The sequence below is a fragment of the Indibacter alkaliphilus LW1 genome, from assembly GCF_000295935.2.
GTDB classification, from domain to species: Bacteria; Bacteroidota; Bacteroidia; order Cytophagales; family Cyclobacteriaceae; genus Indibacter; species Indibacter alkaliphilus.
Genome location: NZ_ALWO02000023.1, coordinates 264,572 through 291,350, shown reverse-complemented (window position 1 = coordinate 291,350; position 26,779 = coordinate 264,572). Strand labels below are relative to the sequence as shown.

The window sequence follows — 26,779 nt, the reverse complement described above, 5'->3', positions numbered from 1 at the left end:
TATGAAAAAAACCCTATTGATTACTCTTTTGGGAATTCTCTGCCAGGCAGGTTTTTCCCAAAGTACCCAAAAACCACCCCTGCATGGAAAGCATTGGATGGCTATCACAGGCAAACCACTTGGAGCAACAGCAGGCGCAATGATCTTTTCTCAAGGAGGAAACGCAATTGATGCCTCCTGTGCCATGTTGGCAAGTGTCTGTACCATGTGGGACGTTTTGAGCTGGGGTGGAGAAACCCAGGCTTTGATCTATAATCCAAATACAAAAGAAGTCATTGCCATCAATGCATTAGGATATGCCCCAAGCGGTGCTACTGTGGATTTTTTTAAAGAAAAAGGTATGGAATACCCACCTGAATTTGGTGCATTGGCGGCCACCACTCCAGGCACTCCAGGAGGCTTGATGACCTTGCTAGCTGAATATGGTACCTTGAGTTTAAAAGAGGTGCTAAAACCTGCCATGGAAATGGCTAAGGGCTATCCCATTGAGGCTCAAACAGCCAATATGATAGAAAACAGGAAGGACTTGATCAAAGAATGGCCCTATAGCAAAAAAGTTTTTCTTCCTCATTTGGGAGAAGAAAGGGAAGCCCCGCATGCCGGGGAGATATTTGTACAGGAAGATTTGTACAATACCCTTCAAAAACTGGTAGAAACTGAAGAAAAAGCACTGGAAGATGGTAAATCTAGAAAAGAAGCTATCTATGCAGCTTATGACAGGTTTTACAAGGGAGATATAGCAGAGGAGATTGTTCGTGGTACCCGAGAGCAAGGCGGCTTATTTACCAAAGAAGATCTGGAAAATTGGAAAGTAAAAATAGAAAAGCCACTGAGTGTTGATTACAAGGGAATTGAAGTTTATAAGCTTCAGGAATGGACTCAGGGCCCTGCCCTACTCCAGGCTTTGAATATTCTTGAGAATTTTGATATTCGATCCATGGGATATAATTCTTCACGGTATATCCACACTCTCTATCAAGCGATGAGCTTGGCATTTACCGACCGGGATTTTTACTATGGTGATCCGGCTTTTGAACCCCAGAGCCCAATGAAAGGCCTTTTATCAAAAGAATATGCGAAAGAAAGGGCCAAATTAATCAAAGAAAAGAATGATCCTGAAATAGGCCCTGGTGATCCCTATCCTTTTCAAGGTGAAACAAATCCTTACATGAATTTATTGAAAAAAAGAAAAGATGCCTTGGCCTTCAACAATCCTGATTTACCTGTCCAAGGACCCGAAGATCCTTTCCTACAAAGTTTTCAATCCGGTACTACATCTATACAAGCAGCTGACAAAGATGGCTGGGTAGTTTCTATTACTCCTTCTGGAGGGTGGATTCCGGCTGTCATAGCGGGAAACACGGGAGTGGGATTAAGTCAGCGCATGCAGAGCTTTGTATTGGATGAAAACCTGAACCCATACAACCTGGTAGAACCCAATAAAAGGCCAAGGGTGACACTTACCCCAAGTATGGCTTTGAAAGATGGTAAGCCATTTCTTTCTTTTGCTGTGCAAGGAGGTGATACGCAAGATCAGGATTTGCTCCAGATGTTTCTCAATATTGTGGAGTTTGATATGACTGTTCAAGAAGCAGCAGAGGCTTCCAATATCCACAATTATCACATGCAGTCTTCATTTGGTGCTCATGAGTCTAAACCTGGATCAATCACCCTCAACGCTGAGATTCCTACTTGGACCAGAAGAGAGTTAGCCAAAAAAGGCTACAAAATGAATTTTCTAGAAAGAACTTCAGGCCCCTTAAATGCTATTTGGTTTGATTGGAAGCATAATAGCTTTTGGGGAGGCTCCAGCAACCATGGCGAGGATTACGGAATAGCTTGGTAATCAAAAAGCCCGGAAAATTCCGGGCTTTTTTTTAAATATGACCTAAATCTGTCAAGGTGAGGCTATTTAGACTCCAAATTAATGCACTTGTATGGTTACCTGACTGCATTTTCTAAAGTAGCCAAGTAAACCCATTTCTGGTCTCTTGATTTTAGACCCTTTTCCACTGCAGCTCTTTGCTCTTGGGTAGATTCCATATCCTCATACTCCTGAGCATTAAAAAACTGCACATAATCTTTGTAAACATTGATGGTCAAGTGAGTGGTTTTGGCTTCACTACCAAAAGGAAGGGCAGTTCGTAATAGACTCCAAGACCCCATTAAACCCTTTTCAATTCTACTTTGGTGAATAGGCATAAAGACTTCTTTTTCTGCTTTTTCGTATTCTTCAAACCTTCCTTCTACTGCTTTCATCATGTCAAATGAAGCAAGTGTTCCTTTTTTAAACTGAAAAGAATCTTTAGTAGAGGCTATTTCCTTCATGTAAACCCTTTGTGCAAGATCCCTGTTTGAGCTGGCGTCTTGAAACCTTTTCCTAGCTTGACTTTCATTTAAATGCGGATGTGCGATCATGGCATATTTGATCATATCTTCTTCTTCCAGTCCATTCATCATAGTCACCGGGTCTTTGTAATAGGTAATGGTGATATACTGAAACTCACCCGCATCGGCTCCTGATTGAAGTGACCAAAGGTCCCAACCCACAATCCTTTTGTCATTGATCGCAGCTTGATAGACTTTTTGCATAAATTCCTTAAACTCCATAAAGTCGTAAGTTTGGTTAGACTCTACCTTCATGAATTCAAAGACCATAAACCGTTCTTGCTGTGCTTGTACCTGGATCAAAGTCCAAAAGCATAAAATTGAGGCGATGAGTAACTTTTTCATATCGGTTATTTTTAGGGATTTAATGGTTCTCAATACTGTTTCCTTAAAATTTAGGAATAATATTTTGTTTTTAATAATATATCCCTTGTTTTTTTCTATCTATTTTCCATTTTGGCAATTATTACTTTATAGAGGTCATTATTGACAAAATACTCCTCCTGATCATAAAGCATTAGGATAAAAATCATATTGTTGCTAGATTTTGAAAAAATATCAAATCCTATGAATCAATCTAGAAGAGAATGGCTCAAAAGTGCTTCTTTGCTAAGTGGGCTGACCATGTTAACCGGAGGAGCTGTTATTTCTAAACTTTCAGCAGAAGAAGTAAAAAAATTCAATCCACGGCCCTTTGACCTTCCTGTGAGATTGGGCTCTAATGAAAATCCCTATGGCCCATCCGAAAGCATGAGAAAAGCCATGGTGGAGGGATTTGATAAGGGTTGCAGGTATCCTTGGTCCTACAATGCAGATTTGCAGGAAATGATAGCCCAGAAAGAAGGTGTTCCAAGTGACCATGTGGTTTTGGTAGCAGGTTCTACTGAGGGTTTAAAGATCACAGGAATAACCTATGCGGGACAGGGTGATGAAATAATATCAGGTCTCCCCACATTCCTTTCTATGATGGATTATGCGAAAGTCTGGGGTGCTGACATCAATTGGGTACCGTTAGACAAGGACATGAACTATGATCTGGAAGAAATTGAAAAAAGAATTTCTACTAAAACCAAACTGGTGTTTTTATGTAATCCTAATAATCCAACAGGAAAGCTATTGGATAAAAAGGCTGTGATGGATTTTTGTCAAAGTGCATGTAAGAAAACAGTTATTTTCAGCGACGAGGCCTATTATGACTATATAGAAGACCCTGAGTATCCCTCTATGATCGAATTGGTCAAAAAAGGTGAAAATGTTATTGTTTCCAAGACTTTATCAAAAGTTTATGGACTTGCAGGTATACGCTTGGGATATCTTATTGCCAAGCCTGAAATAGCAGAAAATCTGAGAAAGCGAGTAGTAGCCAATACTAATATTATGGCCATTGAAGCTGGGAAAGCGGCATTAAAAGACAATGAGTTTTACAAATTCTCATTGGCCAAAAACCTAGAGTGCAGAAACTTGATCGAGAATACATTAGATGACTTAGGCTTAGAATATATTCCTTCGCAGGCGAATTTTGTGTTCTTCCATGCCAAACAGGATGTAAGCAAGCTCGCTGAAAAAATGTTGGCAAAGGGTGTTATCATAGGTAGGCCATTCCCTCCTATGAATGATTGGTGTAGGATAAGCACAGGTACAGTAGAGGAAGTTGAAATCTTTAATAAGGCACTGAAAGAAGTTTTGGCCTAATAGCATGATCGAAAAAGGATTAATATTAGAAAATAAAGAGATTCTCCTCAGGCCCCTTGAAGAGTCTGATTTAAAGGACTTTTTGAAGTTAACTGTAGAACCTGATATGTGGAGGTTGTACACGCATGACCTTTCTAGCTTGGCAGGGCTACAGTCGTGGGCATCTCCCGCATTTAACGGGGAAAGGGTTCAGTTTACGGTAATTGACAAAAAAACAGGTTTAATTATAGGGTCAACAGCATTTGGAAATATTTCAGAGCGGGACAAAAGGTTGGAAATAGGTTGGACTTGGCTTGGAAAAGAATTTCAAGGTGTAGGAATCAATGGAAAAGTAAAAGGCTTGTTACTGACTTATTGTTTTGAAGTCTTGGATTTGGAGAGAGTTGAATTCAAGACAGATGTCCTCAATACGCAAGCAAGACGATCCATGAGCAATATCCATGCAATCGAAGAGGGTGTGCTTCGGAGTCATACCGTAATGACTAATGGGCGAAGAAGAGATACCATTTATTTCAGTATACTGAAAAATGAATGGCCTTATGTCAAAAGAGAAAATGGCTGGTAACTTCAAAAGGTTTTTATCCAAGATTAAAACATCATTCAAAATTATAGCACTTTTCCACTTGTTGGTGGTATCAGGTTGTGAAATTCAGGATGTTGAAAGACCTCCATTACAATTGATCAACAATATTTTAGTGAATGGTCAGAGAATTGAATTCCGTTCAGTAAAATTTTCTTTGACTGGACCGGTTTCTATAAGTAATGAAAATTCACATGTATTAGCTTTACTTGAACTTTCTACTTCAGAGGAATTTGAAGATGAGCCTCCAACGGGCAGCAGTCTTTATGCAATTCCAATCTACGCTGTCAATCAAGGTATCAATCTGCCCGAATTTCCTATTCAAAATGGGACATTTGAAGTCGTATCTGAAGAAATTCTTGAGGGAGCTGATCAGGACGAATTGGATGGGAAAAATTTCAGTACCCCAATCAAAATTTTTCTTTCGGCCAATAATTCGGGGAGCTGGACCGATGTTATAGAAGGAGTATCAGGAACAATTCAATTACAATTTGATTTAACTAATAACTTGGTGAGAATTTCCAATACTTATGAAACAAAAGAAGGGCAACAGGTCAGTGGAGCCGTTGCCCTTCCTTTGGATTTAAGTAGTTTTAGACAATTTTAAATTTTGGGTAATTCCCAGCCATTTTGATAATTCGCTTTCATCAGGTCATTGGATTCAGGATCAGAAAACTGTCCTTTTTGATCATCCCAATATATCTTTTTACCTGTTTTATAAGCTATATTTCCCATCTGGGCATTGATAGCAGCAATACTGCCCGTTTCAATACCACAAGTGAGCTTTGAGGCATCATTACCGGTGATAGCATCCACAAAACCTTGGGCATGAATTTCCAAAGCATTTCCACTTGGTCGGGAATGGGGAACTTCTTCCACTTTATTTACTCTCTGCCCATCTTTATTTTCAGTTTCAGGGATTACTTTCCACCCTCCTCTATTGACCACCAAGGTAGCATTGTTGCCTATAAATGCAATACCCTCGGTAGTTCCGTAATTTCCTCCATCAATTCCTGTAGCATGCTCCCACAGCATATTGAATCCATCGTATTCATAAACCGTCTGCAATGTATCAGGAGTCTCTGATGCATCATTAGGGTAGGCAAACTTGCCACCTGACGCCATCACCGACTTCGGTGCTTTGACGCCCATTGCATGGAGTGCAATGTCTATTTCATGTACTCCCCAATCTGTCATTAATCCACCAGCATAATCCCAAAACCACCTAAAATTAAAGTGAAACCTATTTTCATTAAAGGGCCTTTTTGGGGCAGGGCCTAACCACATATCATAATCTACACCTTGAGGAACCGGGCCATCCGGTAAAACAGGTACAGGTTTCATCCAGCCTTGATAGGCCCAGGTTTTCACAAGCCTTATCTGGCCCAATTTTCCTGATTTGACATAATCAATCGCTTCAGCATATTGGGAACCGCTTCTTTGCCACTGCCCTACCTGAACCAGCTTACCATATCGCTGTTGAGCTTTTACCATCAGGTTACATTCTTCAATCGTATTGGCAATTGGTTTTTCTACATAGACATGCTTTCCGGCAGAAAGACTATCAATTAGATTCAAACAATGCCAATGATCCGGTGTACCTACAATGACTGCATCAATATCTTTGTCTTCAAGCATTTTTCTGTAGTCTCTGTACACTTTGGGCTTTTTACCTCTTTGGTCTTCTACGTCCTTTGACCTTTGTTCAAGAACTGATTCATCAACATCGGCCAAGCCTACACAATGTACATTTGGAATTTTGAGATGGGCATTCATATCAGACCAACCCATTCCCTTGCATCCTATCACAGCGAAATTCAATCTGTCAGAGGGAGAAATTTTATTGGCCAGCGCTCTCAGGCTTTCAGCGTCCACATATGAGGGTATGCTTAGACCTGCACCTGCCAGGAGACTAGTTTGAAGGAACTTTCTTCTTGAGTTCATTTTGGTTTAATTAGGTTAAAGGTTTATTGAAGGTCTTCAAGTTAAAATATTCTGTGATAAGTAAAAAGATGATTCATACCAATAAAGACATGAACCATGGTAAATGGTAACCTTGCCTGAGCTTCTTTAGAATTTAACTTATACTAATTCCAAATTTCAATTCGAAAAGTTGTAAATCAGGCAAAACAGACTAAATTGGTTAAATTTGTTTAAAAGACTCATACTTATGAAAGCACGTGAAATTGTTACTTTGCAACGCTCCTTGTTGCACGATACAGAGAAATTACTTAACCAGCAGATTGAAATGGAGGGCAGATCCTCAGCCTATTATTTGTCAATGGCATCTTGGTGCCAGATGATGGGTTATGAAAATGCTGCAAAATATCTTTATACACATGCGGATGAAGAGCGCATGCACATGATGAAACTTTTCCATTATATCAATGAAGCTGGAGGTCATGCCATTCAGCCGGAAATCAATGGGATCAGACATAATTTCAATTCTTTAAGAGAGGTATTTGAATTGATTCTCGAGCATGAAATCAAAGTTACAAAATCTATCAATGCCATTGTAGATCATGCCTTCAGTGTAAAAGATTTTGCCACATTCAGCTTTATGCAATGGTATGTAACTGAACAGCGGGAAGAAGAAACCATAGCAAGAAGAGCCTTGGAGCTTTTTGAAATTATCGGAGAAGAAGGTGTTGGGCTATGGACCATTGATCAGGAATTGGGTAAACTCCATGCAACTGTCGCTGAGGGAGGAGCTTAAATTTGTTATACATCACTGAAAATTCTTACGGCCTAAACAGGCCGTAATTTTTTTGCCTATATTTATTACTGAACTAATAATATCCAGCATGGTCACAAATCTCCTTAAAATCGAACAAGTCGGTAAAGCTCTCCTAAGAATTGGAATCGCAATCTATATTTGGTCTGTTGTACTGCTCTCTTTTCAGTTTGACAAGGGCAAACTTTGGATGGCTGGAATCTGGGTAGTTTTAGTCATTATTCCAGGACTTTTACTTTTACATTTCAAAAGTCCAAAAACAGGTGTGATTGGGGGAATAGCAACTTTTCTTTTTTTTCTTATTTCAGGAATTGTAATTCTTTCCTCTGACTTGCAGGTGAATGCCGTCTGGCAGCTAATTTATCTTCACCTGGTAAAAGATATTCTTTTGATGTTTGCTTCTATTGTATTGATAGGTGAATCACTCAAGGAAATTGTCCGAGACAAACTGACGCAACCTTTCCCAAAAGCATAATCTGCTTTATTGAAAATTCCTTCTTTTGTATTTATCAGTGTTTAAAAAATTTAATTCTAGTAATAGAAAAATTACAGATACTATTTTTTGCTCCTGATTTGTCTTCACCTTGTTTAATTAAGCAGAATATGCAATTGCTTTTAGGCATTTTTTTGAATGTTGCTAATTCTCATTCTTGGGCTATTCATTTCTGAGCTTTTTTATTCAAAAATCAGGTGAGTCAACTTTTCAAGCTTGAAAATCAATTCGTGCAAGCCTGGTCTACTTCCTAATTTCGATAACATCAATCAGAGTTTTATTTGAAACTCAATTTGACTATCAACCAAAAATTTTAGGACCATGAAAACTGCACTCATTATCAACAAAAAACAACAGGAGGTAAAAGAAGCTATCAAATGCCTCTTAATCTTTATTGCAATCATCAGCCTGCTATTCAGTATTGCAGCGATAACGGCTAATCCTTCCATCTTCTTTATGGCATTGATGGCTATTGGATATTTAGCATGGACTTTTACTGAGTATTTTATGCATAGATTTTGGATGCATAGTACTTACCGAAAGCTGGACAATACCCCCTATCATATGCATATGAATCATCATAAGCATCCAACTGAAATTAGAATAACGGGTAGACAGCGCACATTTTCAATAGTATCCGCCATCGCAATAAGTGCTTTAGCAGTATACTGGAACAATTACTTCACCTTGTTTGCGGGATTTCTTAATGGATTTTTGATTTACAGTATGGTCCACTACATCCTACATCAAAGATGGGGCAAATTCTTGTTTCCAAATGTTCAGAGGGTACATATGCACCACCATGGTAAGCATCCTGATAAAGGTTTTAGCTTCAGTACTACTTTGTGGGATTGGCTTTTTGGAACACTGCCTCCAAAAGAATCTACCATATCCGAAAAAATGAAAGCGTACTATTTTGATGGGAAAGCAAAAAATGACAAACAATATTGATAAGGTTAAAGGCTATTCTTACACTATTCTATGTCCATTGAATAACAATTTCAGGTAAAAATCATATTATTTAAAATATTCAAAAAATTGCATGTTTCTCTTAATTTAATTTTGATATATATTCTTAAATTGTATTAATGGAAACATAAATAATTAATTGACAGAATTAAATTCTGATATCAAATTTATGAATTATGTTGTTTTCCAAACTCACTGTCTTGTCTTTTATCCAGAACAACAATTTTAAGACTCAGCCTATGGTATCTTCAGACATTCAGGTACAATTTTTTCAATATTTGAAAAGTTTGTTGCCTCCTTACAAATCACTCGTGGATGAAATCTCAGACCTGTTGGATATTAGCAATGATTCTGCTTACAGAAGAATCAGAGGAGAAAAGTTCATCGATTTGGATGAAATCAAAAAAATCAGTCAATATTTCAATGTCTCTCTGGATCAATTATTTAATCTTCAAACCGACGCCATAGTTTTTCAGGGCAAACTCAACAAATATGACAATTTAAGTTTTGATGCTTGGCTGGATGATATGCAGGCACAATTGGAAATGGTGAATAGCCACAAAAACAAACATATTTATTTCTTGGTGAAAGATATGCCGCCCTTTTATCATTTCTATCAAGAGGAGCTGGCCAACTTCAAATTCTTTTTTTGGAAAAAATCAATTCTTCATTATGATAATCTTAAAGGCATAAAGTTTTCTTTGGAAGAGGGCTTTACCCAAAAATATAAAGAAGCCTGCTCCAAAATTACCAGATTGTACAATAAAATTCCTAGCACTGAAATTTGGAATGTCGAAGGAATCAATACCACTTTGCGCCAGATAGACTTATATACAGAAATGGGTATCATTCAATCTGTTGATGTTTCGAAAAAACTCTACCAATGCATGTTGGAAATAGTGGATCACTTGGAAAAAATGGCCGAAAAAGGTAAGAAATTTGGAATAAATCAGGAACCTTCTGAAGACAGTCTTGAGTTCAGGATGTTTGTCAATGAATTCATTATTGGAGATAATACCTTTATGGCGGAAGTGGATAGCGTGAGAATTACTTATTTGAACCATAGTGTTTTATATTTTCTAGGTTCCAGAGATCCAAAATTCAATGATTCTATGTTTGTCAGTTTGGAAAATCTGGTCAAAAAGTCAACAATGATCAGCAGTATCGGTGAAAAAGAAAGAAATCAGTTTTTCAATAAGCTGAGGAAAAAAATCCTTTTGAGAATGGAGGCTTTGGTTTGAATTTTAGGTTTTTAGCAAAGGAGCTATTAAGTTTAAATTTCAATATTTGTTCACCCATGAGATTTATATTAGCTGTAGTTGTCCCAATGCTTCTTTTTGTTACTTTTTCTTGCAAGGAAAAATCAAGCTCAAATTCAACTTTTTATGATACTTCTAAGCAAATAGAAATCGTCAGGTCAAAAGATGGAATGGTTTTTATTCCTGAGGGTGAGTTTTTCATGGGGACAAACGATCCTGAATCTTACCCTGTAGAAAGACCAGCAGTCAAGCGCAAAGTGAAGGCCTTTTGGATGGATGAAACTGAAGTCACTAATGCTCAGTTTGCTGAGTTTGTAGCTGAGACGGGCTATGTTACCATGGCAGAAAAGACACCTGATTGGGAAGAAATGAAAAAGCAGTTGCCTCCTGGTACTCCTAAGCCGCCCGAGGAAAACATGCAACCGGGTTCAATGGTCTTCTCCGCTCCCTCTTCGAGAGTTCCTCTTCATGACATAAGTCTTTGGTGGAAATGGGTTCTTGGAGCATCTTGGAAACACCCTGAAGGACCTGGCTCTGATATTGAAGGTCTGGAAAATCATCCTGTTGTACATATCGCCTACGAAGATGCGGAGGCTTATGCCAAATGGGCCGGAAAAAGGCTTCCCACCGAAACAGAATGGGAATATGCAGCCAAGTCAGGCAGGGAGCATCAACGCTATGCTTGGGGAGATACCTACAAGCCTCAAATGAGTTTCATGGCCAATACTTTTCAAGGTGAATTTCCAAATAATAACTTAGCTGAGGATGGGTTTGAAGGTACAGCACCTGTAAAAAGTTTCCCTCCAAATGATTATGGCCTTTATGACATGATCGGTAATGTTTGGGAAATGACTTCTGATTGGTATGATGCCATCAAATTTCGAAGATTGGCCGGCAATGCTCCTGCTTTAGACTCCAGTATTTCCCAATGTTATAATCCAACCAACCCTTATGCCTTGGAAAAAGTCATCAAAGGAGGTTCCTTTTTATGTGCCGATGATTATTGTATCAATTACAGACCCTCAGCCCGTCAGGGACAGGATTATGAAAGCGGTACAAGCAATATTGGCTTCCGCTGCGTTCGGGATGTGGAGTAGATTTAAAATTTTTTAGTTGAAACAGTGCTTCAATCAAATATATTTGTGCTTGATTTCGTATATAAGTCCTGTATGAAGAAATTTTTATTCAGCATAGTATTTTTCTTTTGTTCAGCTCAACTGCTTTGGGCACAGGATTTTTATTCCAGGTGGTTGTTTACCTCTGAGATTTCCCCTTCGTTTCCGACAGCAAAAAATAGAATAGTAGAAAATGCCGATGATTACTCAAGCTTGGAATGGAGGAATAGAATCGGTGTAAGGACATTCGGTGAGTTATTTGTAGGAGTTCAAGGAAGTCTAAGAGCATATAATGAAAGATTGGCATTGAATGGACAGGGCTCTTCAGGAATCAGTTCGACTATAGAATCAAACCTTCAAAATACAATGATTGGTTTTGGACCATTTTTCAATTATTACTTTGAAATGAGTCCAAAATTTTACCTAATTGCTTCTGGTTTTATTGGCTTGGAAAAGGGTGTTGGAGCCTTTAAATATGACTTGGTAAATGTCAACTGTCCCAATTGCTCTTCAGAAGGAGTTATAGATGAGCTCCCACAAAGGTTGGGGCAATCCTCTTTCAAAGATGTACTACTGACATACAGTGGTGATTTTGGAATTGGTTATTTGATCAATGACTCCATGGGGATACAGGTGATGCTGAATATGGCCAGGTATGAGCGCTCCAGTTACCAAACAAGAGAATATGATGGACTGGGATTTGAAAACCCAGGGTTCAGAATGTTTTATTCAGAGAGTGTCAGACAATGGTCTTCCATTACTGATAGGATGATATTTCATGTGGGGATTTTTATGGCCTTAAATTTTGAATAATATTCAAAACAAAAATCCCTTAGCTACAGACCAAGGGATTATTTGCTAGTATTAAAAGTAGTTTATAAGTGAATTAATCAGTTTTCAAGTTTTACTGGGACAGGTTCTACTTTCCAGATTTCTTTGCAATAATCTCTTATACTTCTGTCACTTGAGAACTTGCCCATCCTTGCCACATTTAATATTGACATTTCGGCCCACTTTGATTTATTCTTGAATGTCTCTGCTACCTTTTCCTGAGCATCTACATAGGCTTGATAGTCTGCAAGTATCAAGTACTGATCATCAAACATCAATGATCTTACCAAGCCCTTGAAGGTATCAGGATCTAAATGGGAGAAATACCCTTCATTGATTTGATCAATAGCCAGTTTCAGTTCAGGATTATTTTTATAATAGTCGTAAGGGTCATAACCATTAGCTTTGGTATTTTCCACCTCATCGGCAGTCAAGCCAAAAAGGAAGAAATTCTCCTCTCCTACACATTCTCTGATTTCCACATTTGCACCATCCAAAGTTCCAATAGTCAAAGCTCCATTTAAGGAAAGTTTCATATTTCCAGTACCGGAAGCTTCTTTTCCTGAAGTAGAAATCTGTTCAGAAAGGTCTGCTGCAGGATAAATCTTCTGCGCATTGGTCACATTATAATTCGGGAAAAAGACCACCTTTAATTTTTTATTGACATCTGAATCATTATTGACCACATCACCGATGGAAGTTATCAGTTTGATAATCAGTTTTGCCATTTTATAACCGGGTGCTGCTTTACCCGCAAAAATTACCGTCCTTGGAACTATATCGGCTTCAGGTTTTTGCTTGATTCTGTTGTAAAGTGTAATGACATGTAAAGCATTCAACAACTGCCTTTTGTATTCGTGGATTCTCTTCACCTGTACATCAAAAAGTGAATCAGGGTCAACCGTCAGCCTCATTCTTTGAAAGATCTTTTTGCTTAGGTTGATTTTCTGGTCATGCTTGACCTCCATCCATGCCTTCTGGAATGCTTTATCCTTTGCAAATTGCTCAAGATCTTTTAATTCATCCAGATTTTTTATCCATCCCTCCCCTATTTTACTACTTATCAATTCTGTCAGTTGTGGATTGCTTAAGACCATCCACCTTCTTGGAGTTACTCCATTGGTTTTGTTACTGAACTTTTCAGGAGATAGTTCAAACCAATCTTTCATGACCGTTTTCTTGAGCAGATCAGTGTGTAAAGCTGCTACTCCATTGATCGCTTGGCTTCCGAGTGCTGCTAAATTGGCCATTTTAATATATTTCCTTGGGCCCTCACCGATCAAAGAAAGACTGGCAATTTTCTGGTGGTCACCATAAAACCGCACAGTTACCTTGTCTATAAATCTTCTGTTGATTTCATAAATCAACTCCAGGTGTCTCGGGAGTACCTTACCAAATAGTTCCAAATCCCACTTTTCCAATGCCTCAGGTAATAAGGTGTGGTTGGTATAGGCAAAGGTTTTTGTTGTTATATCCCATGCATCATCCCAATCCAGCATATATTTATCCAAAAGCAATCGCATCATTTCTGCCACACCTACAGCTGGGTGGGTGTCGTTGAGCTGCACAACAAACTTTTGATGGAAGTCATGAATCTTATCTCCCTGTCTGAGGTGGATATTGATCATATCCTGCAAGGAACATGATACAAAGAAATATTGCTGCTGTAATCTTAGTATTTTGCCTTCCTCTTGTTCGTCATTTGGATAAAGGACCTTAGATATGTTTTCGCAGACAATTTTTTGCCTTACTGCCTCATTGTAACCTCCAGCATTAAAGACCTGAAAATCAAAGGATTTTGGTGCTTCAGATTTCCAAAGCCTTAAAGTATTGGTGGTATTGACCTTATATCCCAAAATCGGGGTATCGTATGCGACTCCCTTTACTACCAGGTCAGGAATCCAGTTACTGCAAAACTTACCATTATTGTCTGTGTAATGTTGTACATGCCCTCCAAATTTGACTTCATAGTTGAGTTCTCTTCTTTCGATTTCCCATGGGTTGCCCCTTCTAAGCCAATTGTCGGTATCTTCGACCTGCCATCCATCTTTGATATCCTGTTCAAAAATCCCAAATTGGTATCTGATCCCATATCCAATTGCAGGCACTTCCAAAGTAGCCAAAGAGTCCATGTAACAGGCAGCCAATCTACCTAATCCCCCATTTCCTAATCCAGGTTCTATTTCTTTTTCTATCAACCAATCCAGATCCTTGCCCAGTTCTTTGACTGCTTGTTCTACTTGTTTGTAAATTCCCAAATTGATCAAGTTATTGGCCAGGTGGGGCCCCAAGAGGTACTCGGCTGACAAGTAAGAAACTACTCTATTTTTACTGTTAAGATATTGCTTAACTGAACCAACCCAGCGATTTAGAATTCTGTCTCTGACAGCATAGGAAACAGCCATGTAATAATCATGTCTGGTAGCTATTTCGGGGAATTTTCCCTGAGCATAAAAAAGATTATTGGAAATAGCTCTCTTGAGAGCTTCTACGCTAAGTCCTGTCCTAGCATCTTCAATCAAAATATTTTGTATTTCCTGCTTGTCCAAGCCTTTTTCTTCAAGTTTAGACCTGACATCAGAAGCTGTTTTATTTTTTTTCATTTTTTCAGAATTTAATTCTTAAGGCTCGAAAGTTAACCAAATACAGCGCTTAATAAAAGTCTTCACCTTAGAACCCCAAAAACAAGCTATCAGACTCTTCTCATAAATTTATTGAAAATGAAAGCCCATATTTGTAGCAAGTAGGATCAAACTGTATATTGTCATATATTTTCCACCTTTATTTTATAATCCTATGAAATTCAATACACTCTTCTTCTTCCTGATAATTTTTGTTTCTGCCATAATAGGTGCTTGTGAAGGCACTAAAAAAGATAATTCAGAAGAAATGAGCAGTACTGATGAAATATTCCCGCCAGATGAACATACCTCCCAACTCGCTTTGGATTATGAAGGATTGTATGAGGGAGTTTTACCTTGCGCCGATTGTGAGGGTATTGAAACAAAAATTGAAATTGGCCCCTCCTTTTCTTATGTCAAAAAATCAGTTTATTTGGGTAAAAACAATGATTCAATTTATGAATCAACAGGTACATATTCCTGGAATGATGCAGGGAATACAATCACCTTGGAAAATGAAGAAAGACCTAATCAGTATTTTGTAGGAGAAAATGTACTTTTTCACTTAGATATGGATGGAAATAGAATTACAGGCCAATTAGCTGAAAATTATGCCCTTCGCAAAAATATGGATTGATATTTTCGGCAAATATACTTAGATATGGTCACCAGGGAATTCCCTGAGCAGATGACGTCTAAAGTTCTTTAATCTGTAATTGATCGTTACCCAAAGAAATGGTCCATGATTGATTCTAAGTGTTTCGGGGTTCGGGGTAGCCAATCGTAAATGATAACCAGGGGAAACTGTAACTGCCCTTCTGCTAAAACTAAAGAGGGCAAAAACTCTGTGCTCAAATGGGTTGTCAGCAATTGACGGGCCTACAGTCACCAAAGATTCATTGAATAAAGTAGTTGCAAAATTGAATTTTTGATCCAAGACCTCTCCCCAATTATACCTGAAACTAACATTAAAGCGCATCCTGTGATTTAACCCAAAGCCATCTATAATTTCATCATTGTCAAAATTGGCCCTGTAGCGCATATCATGTCTGTATCTTAGACTGGTGGAAAATTTTGAGGTTGATGGCAGCCTGTAGACTATTTGTCCCCAAGGCCTGTTTTCCGGTCTTATCAACCTTCCTTCTGAAAATGGAGTGGTCAAACCAAGTCTTGCATACCCTGCGGTCAATGCAATTCTTTGATCCTGGGTATGCAAAGTCAAACCACTTCTTACAATCAGAAATAAATCAGGAACATGATGTGTATCAAGCCAAAGAGACCAATTAGGGGCAATCTGGCCTGAACTCATCAAACCCCACCACATCTCAGGATTCACTCGAATTTCTCTTTGGGCTCTGACAACCAGTGAAAAGAAAAACAATGAAATAAAAATAAGGAGCTTTTTCATTTAAGACTGTCTAGTTGAATTTCTTTAAAAATAAGATTCTTAAGATTCAGGACAAAACCTTACAATTTATCCTTACCTTAACAACTAGAGTAAACTTCAGTTTAGACGCAATGCATAAAATCTTGAATCATCTTCTAATTCTGATAAGCTGTGGAATTTTTCTATTTTCGTGTCAGGAAAACCAGGACATCAATCAAATTCAAAGTGAAAATGTCATAGTGAACACCCAATTTTTTGATGAAGACTTTCCTGTTATCGTATTTGTTGCTGAGGCTGAGATAATCGATCAAAGGTTACATCTAAACGTTGGATTTAGCGGATGCGATGACGACAAGGACTTTACTTTGGTATTTTCTGAAAGAGTTTTTGATTCCCAGCCCCCTACGTTGAAGGCCAAAATCACCTACAGTCCAATTAGTGCATGTGCCGCATTTTTCACTAAGGAGGTTATTTTTGATATTAGAGATTTAAATATTTCTTTATCAGAAAACTATCAAATTATTTTAAGGGGCTGGGACGAACCTTTATTGGTACAACGGTAAAAGTCAAAGCCCAAACAAGTTTGGTAACCAAAGTGTAAGTCCAGGCCAAAGGGTGACAACCACCAATCCAATGATCATCGCTAGAAAAAACGGGAGCAAAGGTTTGACTACATTTTGAATATTCATACCGGCCACTTGAACACCAAGAAATAAAACAGATCCTACTGGGGGCGTACACAATCCTATACAAAGATTAAGAATCATAATAATTCCAAAATGCACAGGGTCAACACCTAACTCAGTCACCACAGGAAGGAAAATAGGTGTAAATATTAAAACCGCGGGCGTCATGTCCATGAATATTCCTACAAAAAGCAAAAGAAGATTGATAATGATCAGAATCACAATAATATTATCACTGAGAGAAAGTAGTGCCTCACTGATTCCTTGGGGAATATCTTCAGCAGACATGACCCAAGACATGCTCATGGAAGTTGCTATCAGCAACATGACAATGGCTGTTGTTTCACTGGACTTGAGCAAGATTGCGGGAATTTCCTTCCAATTCAATTCTCGGTAAAAAAAAGATAAAGCTAAAGTGTAAACCACTGCGATAGCTGAAGCTTCAGTAGCAGTAAAAATCCCTCCGACAATTCCTCCTATTACAATCACCAGAAGCATTAATGAAGGAAATGCTCTACCGGTTTTATTGATCACCTCCTTAGAACTGGTTCTTTCACCTTCAGGCAGATTATGCTTTTTGATAAAAAATGCAGCTGTCAACATCAAAAGCAACCCAATAAATAGGCCAGGTAGATACCCTGCAACAAACAATGCTGCTATGGAAACACCTCCTGAAGCCAGTGAATAAACTATCAGGATATTGGAAGGAGGTATGATCAATCCTGTAGTAGATGAGGTGATATTAACGGCAGCCCCTAAACCTTTGGGATAACCTTCATCATTCATTCTCTTTCCAAGAATACTTCCAATAGCTGATACAGCTGCTGCCGCCGATCCAGCAATGGCACCAAAAAGCATGGCTGCAATTACATTTACATAGAGTAATCCTCCAGGCAAGCGACCTGTCACCGCTTTGGCCAATTCTATCAATCTATTGGCAATTCCACCTCTATTCATTATTTCTCCAGCCAAAATAAAGAACGGGATTGCCAACAAGGCAAAACTATCCAAACCTGTCGCCATCCGCTGCGCTATGGTAGTCGCTGATGGTACAGCGGCTACAGATACCAATAAGGTTAAAAAACTTGAAATCCCTAAACTCCAGGCTACTGGAACCCCAATTCCCATCAGGAAAACAAATGTCAAAACCAGAATAATGATGCTGATATATTCCATTACTGCTTTTGGGTTTTGAGTTGTGTAGAGATCTGGTAAAAATTGTAATACATCACTAACAAACCACTCATTGGAATAACAGAGTAGATGTAGGCCAATGGAAGTTGAAGAGTAGCTGATTTTTGTTCCAAAATAAAAGTAATGTAGACCAGATTGCTACCTCCAAGAACCATAGCTAAAAATGCAAAGAGCATCACAATCAAATTAATCAAAACAACTAACCTGATTTTAGCTTTCCCTTCGAGTTTTTGAGGTAAAATATCAATGGCCAAATGTTGGTCCTTACCCGCCACATAAGCAGCTCCAAGCATACCAAGCCAAATCAACATGTATCTGGATAATTCATCTGTAAAGGAGGCGGGATTTTGTACCACATACCTTGAAAGAACCTGCCATGTCACATTTAAGACCATTGTTCCCATCAAAAACATAAGGAAAACGGACACTATCTTATCTACAAGAATTTTGGTTTTTGGGTGGGTCATTTTGACTTATTCTTGATTTCTGATTTTTTCAATAATTTCAAACATCTCCGGGTCCGTCGTCTGCAATTGATCATACATGGATTCCACCGCAGTTCTGAAAGCGTCCTGTTCAGGATAGGTGATTTCAACACCAGCTTTTTGAAGTTCCGATAATGAATACTCTACAGATTCAGCCCATAGCTTGTACTGATAGTTTGCTGACTCATCAGCAGCTTCCTGAAGCCAAACTCTTTCCTGTTCACTGAGTAAATTCCAGACTTTGGTGCTGATGATTACCATGTCAGGTACAGCCGAATGTTCGTTGATGGTGTAATGCTTACATACTTCATAATGCTTTGATGTAAAAAGGCTTGGTGGATTATTTTCAGCTCCATCTACGATGCCCTGTTGTAATGCAGTGTACAACTCTCCATAGGAAACAGGAGTAGGAGAACCACCAAAAGCCTTGATCATATTGATGGCTGTGTTACTTTCCATTACCCTCATTTTCATCCCTCTGAGGTCCTGAGGCTCACTTATAGGCTTATTCTTTGTATAAAAACTCCTTTTACCGGCATCATAATAACAAAGTCCTCGAAGCCAGAATTTTTCTCCTTCCAAAAGAAGTTCTTTCCCTATTTCTCCTTTCAATATCCTGTCCCTGTGTTCATCGTCCTTAAACAAATATGGCATGGAAAGAACCTGAATTTTTGGAGCAAAATTTTCCATTGCAGCTGATGAAACTTTGGTCATCCCAAGACTTCCTATTTGAAGAAGTTCCACCAATTCTCTTTCAGTGCCCAATTGCTGATTGGGGTAGATTTTAATTTCCATTTCCCCACCTGATTTTTCTGCTAGGACTTCGGCCATGTATTCCATTGCTTCATGGACAGGATGAGTCACTCCTAAGCCATGTCCTAACTTGATTACGCGGACACCGCCCGGCCCTTTGCAGGTAGACAAAAGAATAATACTTCCCAGGCATAAAAGTGGCAAGTACAGCTTTATTGAAAATGCTTTAAAAAGGTATTTAGACCTCATTTTTTAATCTTTTGAATGATATTCAATGAGTCTTCCAACTTTTGTTTCAGGCCTGAGAAATCTCCATTTTCCATCGCTTTTACATCAAAAAGCTGAGAACCCATTCCCACACAAAATACGCCCGAATCAAACCAAGCTTTAAGGTTTTGCTCATTAGGTTCAACTCCTCCTGTGGCCATCAATTTTACATCTGGCAAAACAGACATCACTGATTTGACAAAAGCTGGTCCCAAGACATTACCGGGAAAAATCTTAACCAAAGACGAACCAGTTGTAATGGCTTGGTAAACCTCAGTAATGGTAGCACAACCCGGGATATACATGATTCCTCTTGAATAGCAAAACTTGGCTACTTCTGTAATCATGGCAGGAGAAATGATGAAATCAGCACCTGCAAGAAGGTATTTTTCTGCATCTTTTACTGTGAAAATAGTCCCAATTCCAAATAATAGATCTGGATATTGATCCACATGGCTTTGCAAACTTTTGAATATTTCGAAGGAATTGGGTAATCGGTTGGTGTATTCAAAAACCCTGATACCGGCCTCATAGCAGGTATCAATTGTTTTTTTAGCTACATCAAGATCTTTATGTGTAAACAAAGGAACAAGACCAGCTTTCCCTATTTTTTTTAATACATCTTCTTCAATCATGGTTTAACAGGTTTGTTGTTTATCGTAAAAGTTTGCCCACATTTTTGTCGTGGACCAAATCAAATACCTCTTCTACTTTGACCAGGTTGGCATCTCCAGGAATACTATGCTTGAGTACAGATGCTGCTGTTGCAAACTCAAGAGCTACCTGATCATCTGTATGTAACAAGCCATAAATCAGTCCTGCTATAAATGCGTCGCCACCTCCTACCCGGTCTACAATATGGGTAATTTCATAAGTTTTGGATTTTAATACTTCTTTACCGTTCCAGAGTATACCTTTAAGCCTGTTGTGTGATGCCGATATAGATTCTCTTTTTGTTTTGGTAATGTACCTGATGTTAGGAAAATCACTTTTGGCCTGGAAACATGCATCAGCCCAGTCGTTGACTTTGATATCCATACAATTTTCAAAATCCGAACTTCCTGCGACTATGACATGTGAATACCTGATCAATTCCGGCATGATATCCAAAGGGCCTTTTCCATATTGCCAAAGATTTCTCCTGTAATTGATATCAGCGCTGATAGTCAAACCCTTACTGCTAGCTACTTTAAGCGCCTTTAATAGTAGATCTGCTGCCTTTTGGGATATTGCAGGAGTAATTCCGGTCCAGTGAAACCAGCTTGCTCCTTCGAATACCAAATCCCAATCTATCTCATTTCCATCAAAATTGGCAAATGCAGAATCAAATCTGTCATAGATTATTCTAGAAGCTCTTTGCATAGAGCCGTTTTCCAAAAAATAAAGACCCATTCTGCCTTCTCTAAAATAAACAAATTGGGTGTCAAGTCCATTTTGCCTCAAATATGAACTTGCTTTGGTTCCCAAATCATTGTCCGGAAATGCTGTAACATGACTTGTTTCCAAGCCAAACTGAGCCAGCGAAATAGCCACATTAGCCTCCGCCCCTCCGTAGGTCACATGGTACGTGTCCGCTTGAGAGAAACGCAAGTGCTCAGGCGTATTCATCCTCATCATTATTTCTCCTATGGTAATAATTTTTTTGCCCATATCGATTTTTGATATAAAACCTTAAAATAAAACCTTAAATTTTCAAATACTTGTTTTAAGACAGGCTTTACGCAAACGTTTTCTATTTATTAAAATTCAACACCCATTTTGAAAAAGGTCATCCAAATTAACTCCTTAGATAATGTACTAGTCGCTTTGAAAGATTTGAAGTCCGGCGAGACTATTGAGCATGAAGATAAATCAATTACCTTGATCAATGAAATTAAAGCCAAACATAAGTTTACGATTCAAGAAATTGATATTGGAGAACATATTCTTATGTACGGCACTGTTGTAGGAAAAGCACTGAAAAATTTACCCGCAGGTGCTGCAATTACGACCGAAAACATCGAGCATGCTACCAATACTTTTGACGCCAAGCGAGGTTCCTATTCTTGGAAGGCTCCGGATGTTTCAAAATTCACCAACAGAACTTTTAATGGTTATCATAGGAAAGACGGACAGGTTGGGACAGGAAATTATTGGTTAGTCATTCCTTTGGTTTTCTGCGAAAACAGGAATGTAGATATTATCAAGCATGCATTTTTAGAGGAGTTGGGCTTTGCAAAACCCAACCCTTTTAAGAATCTCGTCAAACAAATGAAAGAAACCATAACCATATCAGGTCCTGATAAAATAGAGTCCTTGAGTTTTGAAAATGCTGCTAACACTGGTGATTCAAGGTTTTTTGACAATGTAGACGGGATCAAGTTCTTGACGCATCAAGGAGGATGCGGGGGAACAAGACAGGATGCTGAAATGCTTTGTGCATTGATTGCAGGTTATTTGAATAACCCGAATGTTGCTGGAGGAACTATCTTAAGCCTTGGTTGTCAGAATGCGCAGGTGGCTTTGCTCGAAAAAAGATTAAATCAAATCAACCCCCAGTTTTCAAAGCCTTTGGTCATCTTAGAACAACAAAAAGAAGGGACTGAAACAGCTCTATTGACCAAAGCGATCACAAAAACTTTCTTGGGAATGGCTGAAGCAAATTTAGAGCAAAGAAAGCCTGCACCGTTGAGCAAACTTTGCATAGGCCTTGAATGTGGTGGGTCTGATGGGTTCTCAGGAATTTCTGCAAATCCAACTTTGGGCCATGTATCAGATATCTTAAGTGCTTTAGGAGGAAAAACAATTCTTGCTGAGTTTCCTGAATTATGCGGTGTAGAGCAGGAATTAATCAACAGGTGCGAGCAAGAATCTTCAGCCGAAAAATTTGCAGGACTGATGAAAGCTTATGCAGGTGTTGCTGAGAAAGTGGGTTCAGGATTTGACATGAATCCCTCACCGGGAAATATAAAGGATGGATTAATTACCGATGCCATCAAATCTGCAGGAGCAGCCAAAAAAGGTGGTTCTTCACCCATTATGGATGTTCTTGATTATGGAGAATATGTTCAAAAACCTGGATTAAACTTGCTTTGTACTCCTGGAAATGATGTAGAAAGCACAACGGGCTTGGCCGGATCAGGGGCTAATATTATCTTGTTTACTACTGGTCTGGGCACTCCTACCGGAAACCCAATTACACCCGTGATCAAAGTTTCTTCTAATTCTGAACTGGCCGCTAAAATGCCCGATATCATTGATTTTGATACCGGAAAAATCATCACTGGAGAAAAGAGTATAGAAGAATCTGGAGAACAGCTGATGGAAATGATTATCAAGGTGGCTTCAGGAGAGGTTCAACCCAAAGCAGTTATTTTGGGACAGGATGACTTTATACCATGGAAAAGAGGGGTATCACTCTAAGTTAATTGAGGTTTGACAAGAAAATGCCTGAATACTTGCCCAGGTGTCATTGAAAAATAAAATCTATTCAATATCTCCAGTGAAAAAGCCATCAAAGAATGCTATCGTCCACTGCTTTAAATAGAAGATCAATGACTCTCTACGACAAGCATCTTGGAGTTTGCAGCTTGGTAACGGATTTGTTTGGCTTGACTGTATTCAGGGGAAGCCCACCATTTTTTGGCAGTTTCCACAGAAGGGAACTCCAAAATGACCAATCTTTCGGGATTCCAATCTCCTTCCAAAGATTCGGTTTTCACTCCCCTAACCACGAACCTGCCTTTAAATTTCTCAATGGTCGCTAAGGTATGTTTCTTGTACTCCTCGTACAATTCAGGGTTGTGAATGCTTACTTCTACTAAAACCAATGCCGGCATTTCTTCTATATTTATTGTCAACAGATTATAAAGGCAAACTGCCTTCTATCTCCAAATCTAATCAAAAAGGAATGGGGATTAGCAAAGAGTTGCACTCTTAAATCATAAATCGAAAATTTTAAAAGGAATAAAAATGCAAAAAAAAGACATCATACAATTTGGGACAGGAAATTTTTTGAGAGGGTTTAGTTGCTGGGTTTTCCAAAAACTGATTGACCTTGAGTTATTTGAAGGGGATATTCACATGATACAATCTCACGGCAATAAAATACCAGAAGCCTATAAAACTCAGAACAATCAGTATCACGTGCTTGAACAAGGAATTTTTAATCAAAAACAAGTTTCTACAATTAGTAAAATCAATTGTATCAAGGAGGTTTTGAATACTGGTCAACACATGGGTGAAATCCTTAAATTGGCAGCAAACCCTAATTTGAGATTTATGATTTCCAATACCACAGAGGCTGGAATTGTTTTCGAAGAAGAGGATCTTTATAATCCGGAGCAACTGCCAAAAACTTTTCCGGGAAAACTTACCGCATTTTTATTCGAGCGCTATAATGCATTCAATGGAGATTCGGAAAAAGGCCTTTTCCATATACCTTGTGAGCTCATAGAAAATAATGGTGAGGAATTAAAGAATTGTATTTTGAAATACATTGATTCCTGGAACCTGGCTCAGGGATTCAAAAATTGGATTAAAGAGCACAATTATTTCTGCAATACCTTGGTTGATAGGATTGTTCCTGGATTCCCAAAAAACGGACTTGATGATGTCGAGGCTAAACTTTCTTTTGATGACAAGCTTCTCGTCAAAGTAGAGCCTTTTTATTTTTGGGCCATTGAAGGACCTGAGAAGCTTAAAAATGAATTTCCTGCTCAGAAGGCAAATCTGGAGGTGAAGTTTGTTAAAGATCTCTCTCCTTATAGAAAAAGGAAAGTAAGGATATTGAATGGAGCCCATACTGCCATGGTTCCTATTGCCTATTTGAAAGGATTCAAAACGGTAAGAGAGACTGTTGAGGATACTGAAATGGAGGAGGTTATTAAGCAAATGATATTCAAAGAAATCATTCCCTTATTGGACCTTCCCCAGGCAGAACTTCACCAATTTGCCAATGATGTATTGGATCGCTTTAGAAATCCTTTTATCAGGCATGAACTGCTTTCTATTTCACTGAATTCTATTCCAAAATTCCGGGTTCGTGTTTTGCCAAGTATTTTAGAATACAATCGTATAGCTGGTGAATGGCCTCCCCTTCTCACAAAAGCCTTTGCGAGTCTCTTGGTATTCTATTCTGGTAAAGATGCTCAGGGAGAAACTATTCCCCTGAAAGATGATCCTCAAGTACTTGGTATGTTTAAAGAAGCTTGGCTAAATGATGATAAATCCACTTTTTTGAAGGATATATTGAAAAATGAGGCCTTATGGGGCCAAAACCTAATCAACGAATCAGGGCTATTTGAATCGCTTAGTCATCACCTTGATTTTGAATCACATAAAAAAATACTTTTGAAATAGACAGTACCAAGATTGGAATAAATCCAAGGAAATATTTTTCCTTTGCAACATGGAATGGCAAACAGAAACCAAGGAAAGGCTGTTGAGTACAGCAAAAAAATCTCTTCAAGAACAGGTTCATAACCTGGAAAAGGAGTTAAAAGAAGTTCAGGAATCTTCTGAAGTGGAAGAAAAAAGCTCTGCCGGGGATAAATTTGAAACTCATCAGGAAATGATCAACCAACACAGAACCTTATTGGAAAAACGTCTTTCAGGAGTCAGAATGATGTTGAGACAATTGAATGCTGTTCCTGTAAAAGCCACTAAAACAGTTCAGGAAGGCAGTCTGATCAAATTACCGATGGGCAATATTTGGGTTTCCGTTGCATTTGGTAAAATTGTCTTGGATGATCAATCCTATCAAATGGTTTCTCCTGATTCACCTTTGATCCAAGCTTTATGGGGTCTTGAAGAAGGCGGTTCAGGAAACTTTCGAGACAAGCAGCTCAAAATTGAAGCATTACAATAATACGGGCTTTAGAGGCTGATATATGAATTGATGATCAGTCCTCTGTTATATTGAAAAACAGGCTTGGCATCAATAAGCCTACCAAATTGAAGGGTCTGATCTACGTATCCTCCCTCTATTCTGAATTTTGGATTGAATTTTAATCCAGCTAAAATGCCAAACCTATTTTGATCAAATACATTTTGCTGCACATTTTTCCCAAAGCCTATAAAAATCTCATCATAAGCTGCTAAATAGGGTTTAGATTTTTGATTTTCATTAAAATTCACTGGTATATCAATTCTTGCCATATACCGCACCCTGTTTAAAAATACATAATCATCAGCTTTACTGACTCCTTGTTTGGTAAACCTTCCAACCCATCTTTGTTCCAACATAAATCTATGGGTAAGATTGATTTTCCCCAAAGGATTGGACAGTTGAAGCATTTGAAAAGACCGGTATTCAGGGAAAAGACGGGCACTTGCCTGAATGGGGACTTTACCATATGGATAAGTGTCGGCAAAAGCCCCTCCCAATCTGAAAACCACCTGTTCATGTAACTTATAATTTATTCCGAATCGGTAAAGGTTCTGCTGAGGATTTACCAAAAAATCAGACCTTCTCAATTGAAACTCTCCATGGACGCTTAATTTTTCATCAATAGAAAAATTAAGGAAAACTGCATTCCAAGAGATTGTATTGTAATCATTGAGTCGGGTTTGTTGAGCTACAACAATACTGCTTGATAATATTATCAGGATAATAAAAACCGATATGATAAGCTTCATGCCTGTTTGAGCTGCTGTGATTTAGATGATTTTTTTCAAAATTACTATCCCAGTTTAACTTTAAATGTAGCTAAAGTTACAATTCAAGTTCAAAGCTCCTTGGAGTTGATCAAAAAAGCGCCGTGGTCCTCCATTTCTTCGAGAGCCTTTTCAAAATCTCCTTCCTTTACATTCACTGCTCTGGTAGCATCTTGAATCAGATAGGTTTTAAAACCCTCATCTATTCCATCGAGCACCGTGAACTTCACACAATAATCAGCGGCAAGTCCACAGACATAGATTTCTCTTACTCCTTCAGATTTTAAGTAATCACTTAGTCCCGTATCCCCATTCTTATTATTGTCAAAAAAACCTGAATAAGAATCTACCAGAGGGTTTGTCCCTTTTTGAAATACTTTAGCAACTTGGGAAGTATTTAGGTCTTTATGAAATTCAGCTCCGGAACTTTCCTGTACACAATGTACCGGCCACAATATCTGCATTACTCCATTGAGTTGGATAAAATCTCCGACTTTTTTATCAGTGTGGTTAGCCGCAAAACTACCATGATTCTCCGGGTGCCAGTCTTGCGTAGCAACTATCAAGTCAAATTTCCCCTGAATTTTATTTATGATAGGAATGATTTGATCACCTTCATTGACAGCCAAAGCTCCTCCTGGTGTAAAATCATTTTGAACGTCCACTATTAGCAGTGCTTTCATATTTTT

The 26,779-nt window shown here is 38.5% G+C and carries 27 protein-coding genes; 15 read left to right on the top strand and 12 right to left on the bottom strand.

The features are described 5' to 3' along the window. Position 1 precedes the first annotated feature (1 nt). The gene (locus A33Q_RS05485) at positions 2-1,846 is read left to right on the top strand and encodes a gamma-glutamyltransferase family protein (RefSeq protein WP_009032510.1); all 1,845 of its coding nucleotides are present in this window, start codon (positions 2-4) and stop codon (positions 1,844-1,846) included. Between the two features lie 95 nt (positions 1,847-1,941). Here the strand turns inward: A33Q_RS05485 and A33Q_RS05480 are convergent, their stop codons facing one another. After that, positions 1,942-2,733, bottom strand: coding sequence for a hypothetical protein (locus A33Q_RS05480; RefSeq protein WP_009032509.1), 792 nt, complete (start codon positions 2,731-2,733; stop codon positions 1,942-1,944). A gap of 222 nt (positions 2,734-2,955) precedes the next feature. Between A33Q_RS05480 and A33Q_RS05475 the strand changes: the two genes are divergently transcribed. From A33Q_RS05475 to A33Q_RS05465, 3 genes are read left to right on the top strand one after another with little or no spacing between them, the layout of a single operon-like run. Further along, positions 2,956-4,080 carry a pyridoxal phosphate-dependent aminotransferase gene (locus A33Q_RS05475; protein ID WP_016254725.1) on the top strand — a complete coding sequence of 375 codons (1,125 nt, stop codon included), beginning with the start codon at positions 2,956-2,958 and terminating at the stop codon, positions 4,078-4,080. A gap of 4 nt (positions 4,081-4,084) precedes the next feature. Then, positions 4,085-4,645 carry a GNAT family N-acetyltransferase gene (locus tag A33Q_RS05470; RefSeq protein WP_009032507.1) on the top strand — a complete coding sequence of 187 codons (561 nt, stop codon included), beginning with the start codon at positions 4,085-4,087 and terminating at the stop codon, positions 4,643-4,645. After that, positions 4,620-5,267 (top strand): hypothetical protein, encoded by a 648-nt coding sequence (locus A33Q_RS05465; protein ID WP_009032506.1) that lies wholly within the window; start codon positions 4,620-4,622, stop codon positions 5,265-5,267. The genes A33Q_RS05470 and A33Q_RS05465 overlap by 26 nt, the downstream gene beginning before the upstream one ends. Here A33Q_RS05465 and A33Q_RS05460 read toward each other — a convergent pair. After that, positions 5,264-6,604: a Gfo/Idh/MocA family protein gene (locus A33Q_RS05460; RefSeq protein ID WP_009032505.1), complete on the bottom strand. Its 1,341-nt coding sequence runs from the start codon at positions 6,602-6,604 to the stop codon at positions 5,264-5,266. The genes A33Q_RS05465 and A33Q_RS05460 overlap by 4 nt on opposite strands. Positions 6,605-6,830: 226 nt before the next feature. Here A33Q_RS05460 and A33Q_RS05455 point away from each other — a divergent pair, with 226 nt between their 5' ends. The 6 genes from A33Q_RS05455 to A33Q_RS05430 all read left to right on the top strand — a co-directional run bounded on the left by A33Q_RS05455 (position 6,831) and on the right by A33Q_RS05430 (position 12,043). Then, a complete protein-coding gene (locus A33Q_RS05455; protein WP_009032504.1) occupies positions 6,831-7,376 on the top strand; it encodes a ferritin in 546 nt (181 codons plus the stop codon). An 88-nt stretch (positions 7,377-7,464) separates the two neighbouring features. Next, positions 7,465-7,869, top strand: a complete 405-nt coding sequence (locus tag A33Q_RS05450) for a hypothetical protein (RefSeq protein WP_009032503.1) — start codon at positions 7,465-7,467, stop codon at positions 7,867-7,869. Between the two features lie 339 nt (positions 7,870-8,208). Then, on the top strand, positions 8,209-8,838 hold the full coding sequence (locus tag A33Q_RS05445) for a sterol desaturase family protein (RefSeq protein WP_009032502.1): 630 nt from the start codon (positions 8,209-8,211) through the stop codon (positions 8,836-8,838). A gap of 194 nt (positions 8,839-9,032) precedes the next feature. Continuing rightward, positions 9,033-10,097, top strand: coding sequence for a helix-turn-helix domain-containing protein (locus tag A33Q_RS05440; RefSeq protein ID WP_009032501.1), 1,065 nt, complete (start codon positions 9,033-9,035; stop codon positions 10,095-10,097). A gap of 56 nt (positions 10,098-10,153) precedes the next feature. Beyond that, complete coding sequence (locus A33Q_RS05435; RefSeq protein ID WP_009032500.1) at positions 10,154-11,212, top strand: formylglycine-generating enzyme family protein; 1,059 nt, start codon at positions 10,154-10,156, stop codon at positions 11,210-11,212. 72 nt (positions 11,213-11,284) lie between these two features. Continuing rightward, the gene (locus tag A33Q_RS05430) at positions 11,285-12,043 is read left to right on the top strand and encodes a hypothetical protein (protein ID WP_009032499.1); all 759 of its coding nucleotides are present in this window, start codon (positions 11,285-11,287) and stop codon (positions 12,041-12,043) included. Positions 12,044-12,120: 77 nt separating this feature from the next. Here A33Q_RS05430 and A33Q_RS05425 read toward each other — a convergent pair whose 3' ends face one another. Further along, positions 12,121-14,664: a glycogen/starch/alpha-glucan phosphorylase gene (locus tag A33Q_RS05425; protein ID WP_009032498.1), complete on the bottom strand. Its 2,544-nt coding sequence runs from the start codon at positions 14,662-14,664 to the stop codon at positions 12,121-12,123. 193 nt (positions 14,665-14,857) lie between these two features. Here A33Q_RS05425 and A33Q_RS05420 point away from each other — a divergent pair, with 193 nt between their 5' ends. Next, positions 14,858-15,319 (top strand): copper resistance protein NlpE, encoded by a 462-nt coding sequence (locus tag A33Q_RS05420; RefSeq protein WP_009032497.1) that lies wholly within the window; start codon positions 14,858-14,860, stop codon positions 15,317-15,319. Positions 15,320-15,337: 18 nt separating this feature from the next. On the opposite strand, the gene A33Q_RS05415 is transcribed toward A33Q_RS05420, so the two are convergent. After that, positions 15,338-16,090: a DUF2490 domain-containing protein gene (locus A33Q_RS05415; RefSeq protein WP_009032496.1), complete on the bottom strand. Its 753-nt coding sequence runs from the start codon at positions 16,088-16,090 to the stop codon at positions 15,338-15,340. Positions 16,091-16,212: 122 nt separating this feature from the next. Here A33Q_RS05415 and A33Q_RS05410 point away from each other — a divergent pair, with 122 nt between their 5' ends. Then, positions 16,213-16,632: a hypothetical protein gene (locus tag A33Q_RS05410; protein ID WP_152527379.1), complete on the top strand. Its 420-nt coding sequence runs from the start codon at positions 16,213-16,215 to the stop codon at positions 16,630-16,632. Positions 16,633-16,635: 3 nt separating this feature from the next. Here A33Q_RS05410 and A33Q_RS05405 read toward each other — a convergent pair whose 3' ends face one another. From A33Q_RS05405 to A33Q_RS05385, 5 genes are read right to left on the bottom strand one after another with little or no spacing between them, the layout of a single operon-like run. Next, positions 16,636-17,931 (bottom strand): TRAP transporter large permease, encoded by a 1,296-nt coding sequence (locus A33Q_RS05405; protein WP_009032494.1) that lies wholly within the window; start codon positions 17,929-17,931, stop codon positions 16,636-16,638. Beyond that, positions 17,931-18,416 (bottom strand): TRAP transporter small permease, encoded by a 486-nt coding sequence (locus tag A33Q_RS05400; RefSeq protein WP_009032493.1) that lies wholly within the window; start codon positions 18,414-18,416, stop codon positions 17,931-17,933. The genes A33Q_RS05405 and A33Q_RS05400 overlap by 1 nt, the downstream gene beginning before the upstream one ends. 6 nt (positions 18,417-18,422) lie before the next feature. After that, positions 18,423-19,436, bottom strand: a complete 1,014-nt coding sequence (locus tag A33Q_RS05395) for a TRAP transporter substrate-binding protein (protein WP_009032492.1) — start codon at positions 19,434-19,436, stop codon at positions 18,423-18,425. Further along, on the bottom strand, positions 19,433-20,089 hold the full coding sequence (locus tag A33Q_RS05390) for a beta/alpha barrel domain-containing protein (RefSeq protein WP_009032491.1): 657 nt from the start codon (positions 20,087-20,089) through the stop codon (positions 19,433-19,435). Before A33Q_RS05390 ends, A33Q_RS05395 begins: the two co-directional genes overlap by 4 nt. Before the next feature lie 19 nt (positions 20,090-20,108). Next, positions 20,109-21,104 (bottom strand): sugar kinase, encoded by a 996-nt coding sequence (locus A33Q_RS05385; RefSeq protein ID WP_009032490.1) that lies wholly within the window; start codon positions 21,102-21,104, stop codon positions 20,109-20,111. Positions 21,105-21,209: 105 nt separating this feature from the next. On the opposite strand from A33Q_RS05385, the gene A33Q_RS05380 reads away from it, so the two are divergent. Next, a complete protein-coding gene (locus A33Q_RS05380; protein WP_040489973.1) occupies positions 21,210-22,856 on the top strand; it encodes a UxaA family hydrolase in 1,647 nt (548 codons plus the stop codon). Between the two features lie 128 nt (positions 22,857-22,984). Here the strand turns inward: A33Q_RS05380 and A33Q_RS05375 are convergent, their stop codons facing one another. Beyond that, the gene (locus A33Q_RS05375) at positions 22,985-23,272 is read right to left on the bottom strand and encodes a DUF1330 domain-containing protein (RefSeq protein ID WP_009032488.1); all 288 of its coding nucleotides are present in this window, start codon (positions 23,270-23,272) and stop codon (positions 22,985-22,987) included. Positions 23,273-23,405: 133 nt separating this feature from the next. Between A33Q_RS05375 and A33Q_RS05370 the strand changes: the two genes are divergently transcribed. Further along, positions 23,406-24,794 carry a tagaturonate reductase gene (locus A33Q_RS05370; RefSeq protein ID WP_009032487.1) on the top strand — a complete coding sequence of 463 codons (1,389 nt, stop codon included), beginning with the start codon at positions 23,406-23,408 and terminating at the stop codon, positions 24,792-24,794. Positions 24,795-24,843: 49 nt separating this feature from the next. Continuing rightward, positions 24,844-25,302, top strand: a complete 459-nt coding sequence (locus A33Q_RS05365; RefSeq protein ID WP_009032486.1) for a hypothetical protein — start codon at positions 24,844-24,846, stop codon at positions 25,300-25,302. Between the two features lie 8 nt (positions 25,303-25,310). Here the strand turns inward: A33Q_RS05365 and A33Q_RS05360 are convergent, their stop codons facing one another. Both A33Q_RS05360 and pncA read right to left on the bottom strand, forming a co-directional pair. Beyond that, positions 25,311-26,072: a DUF2490 domain-containing protein gene (locus A33Q_RS05360; protein WP_009032485.1), complete on the bottom strand. Its 762-nt coding sequence runs from the start codon at positions 26,070-26,072 to the stop codon at positions 25,311-25,313. Between the two features lie 89 nt (positions 26,073-26,161). Continuing rightward, positions 26,162-26,773 (bottom strand): bifunctional nicotinamidase/pyrazinamidase, encoded by a 612-nt coding sequence (pncA, locus tag A33Q_RS05355; protein ID WP_009032484.1) that lies wholly within the window; start codon positions 26,771-26,773, stop codon positions 26,162-26,164. Between the last annotated feature and the right edge of the window lie 6 nt (positions 26,774-26,779).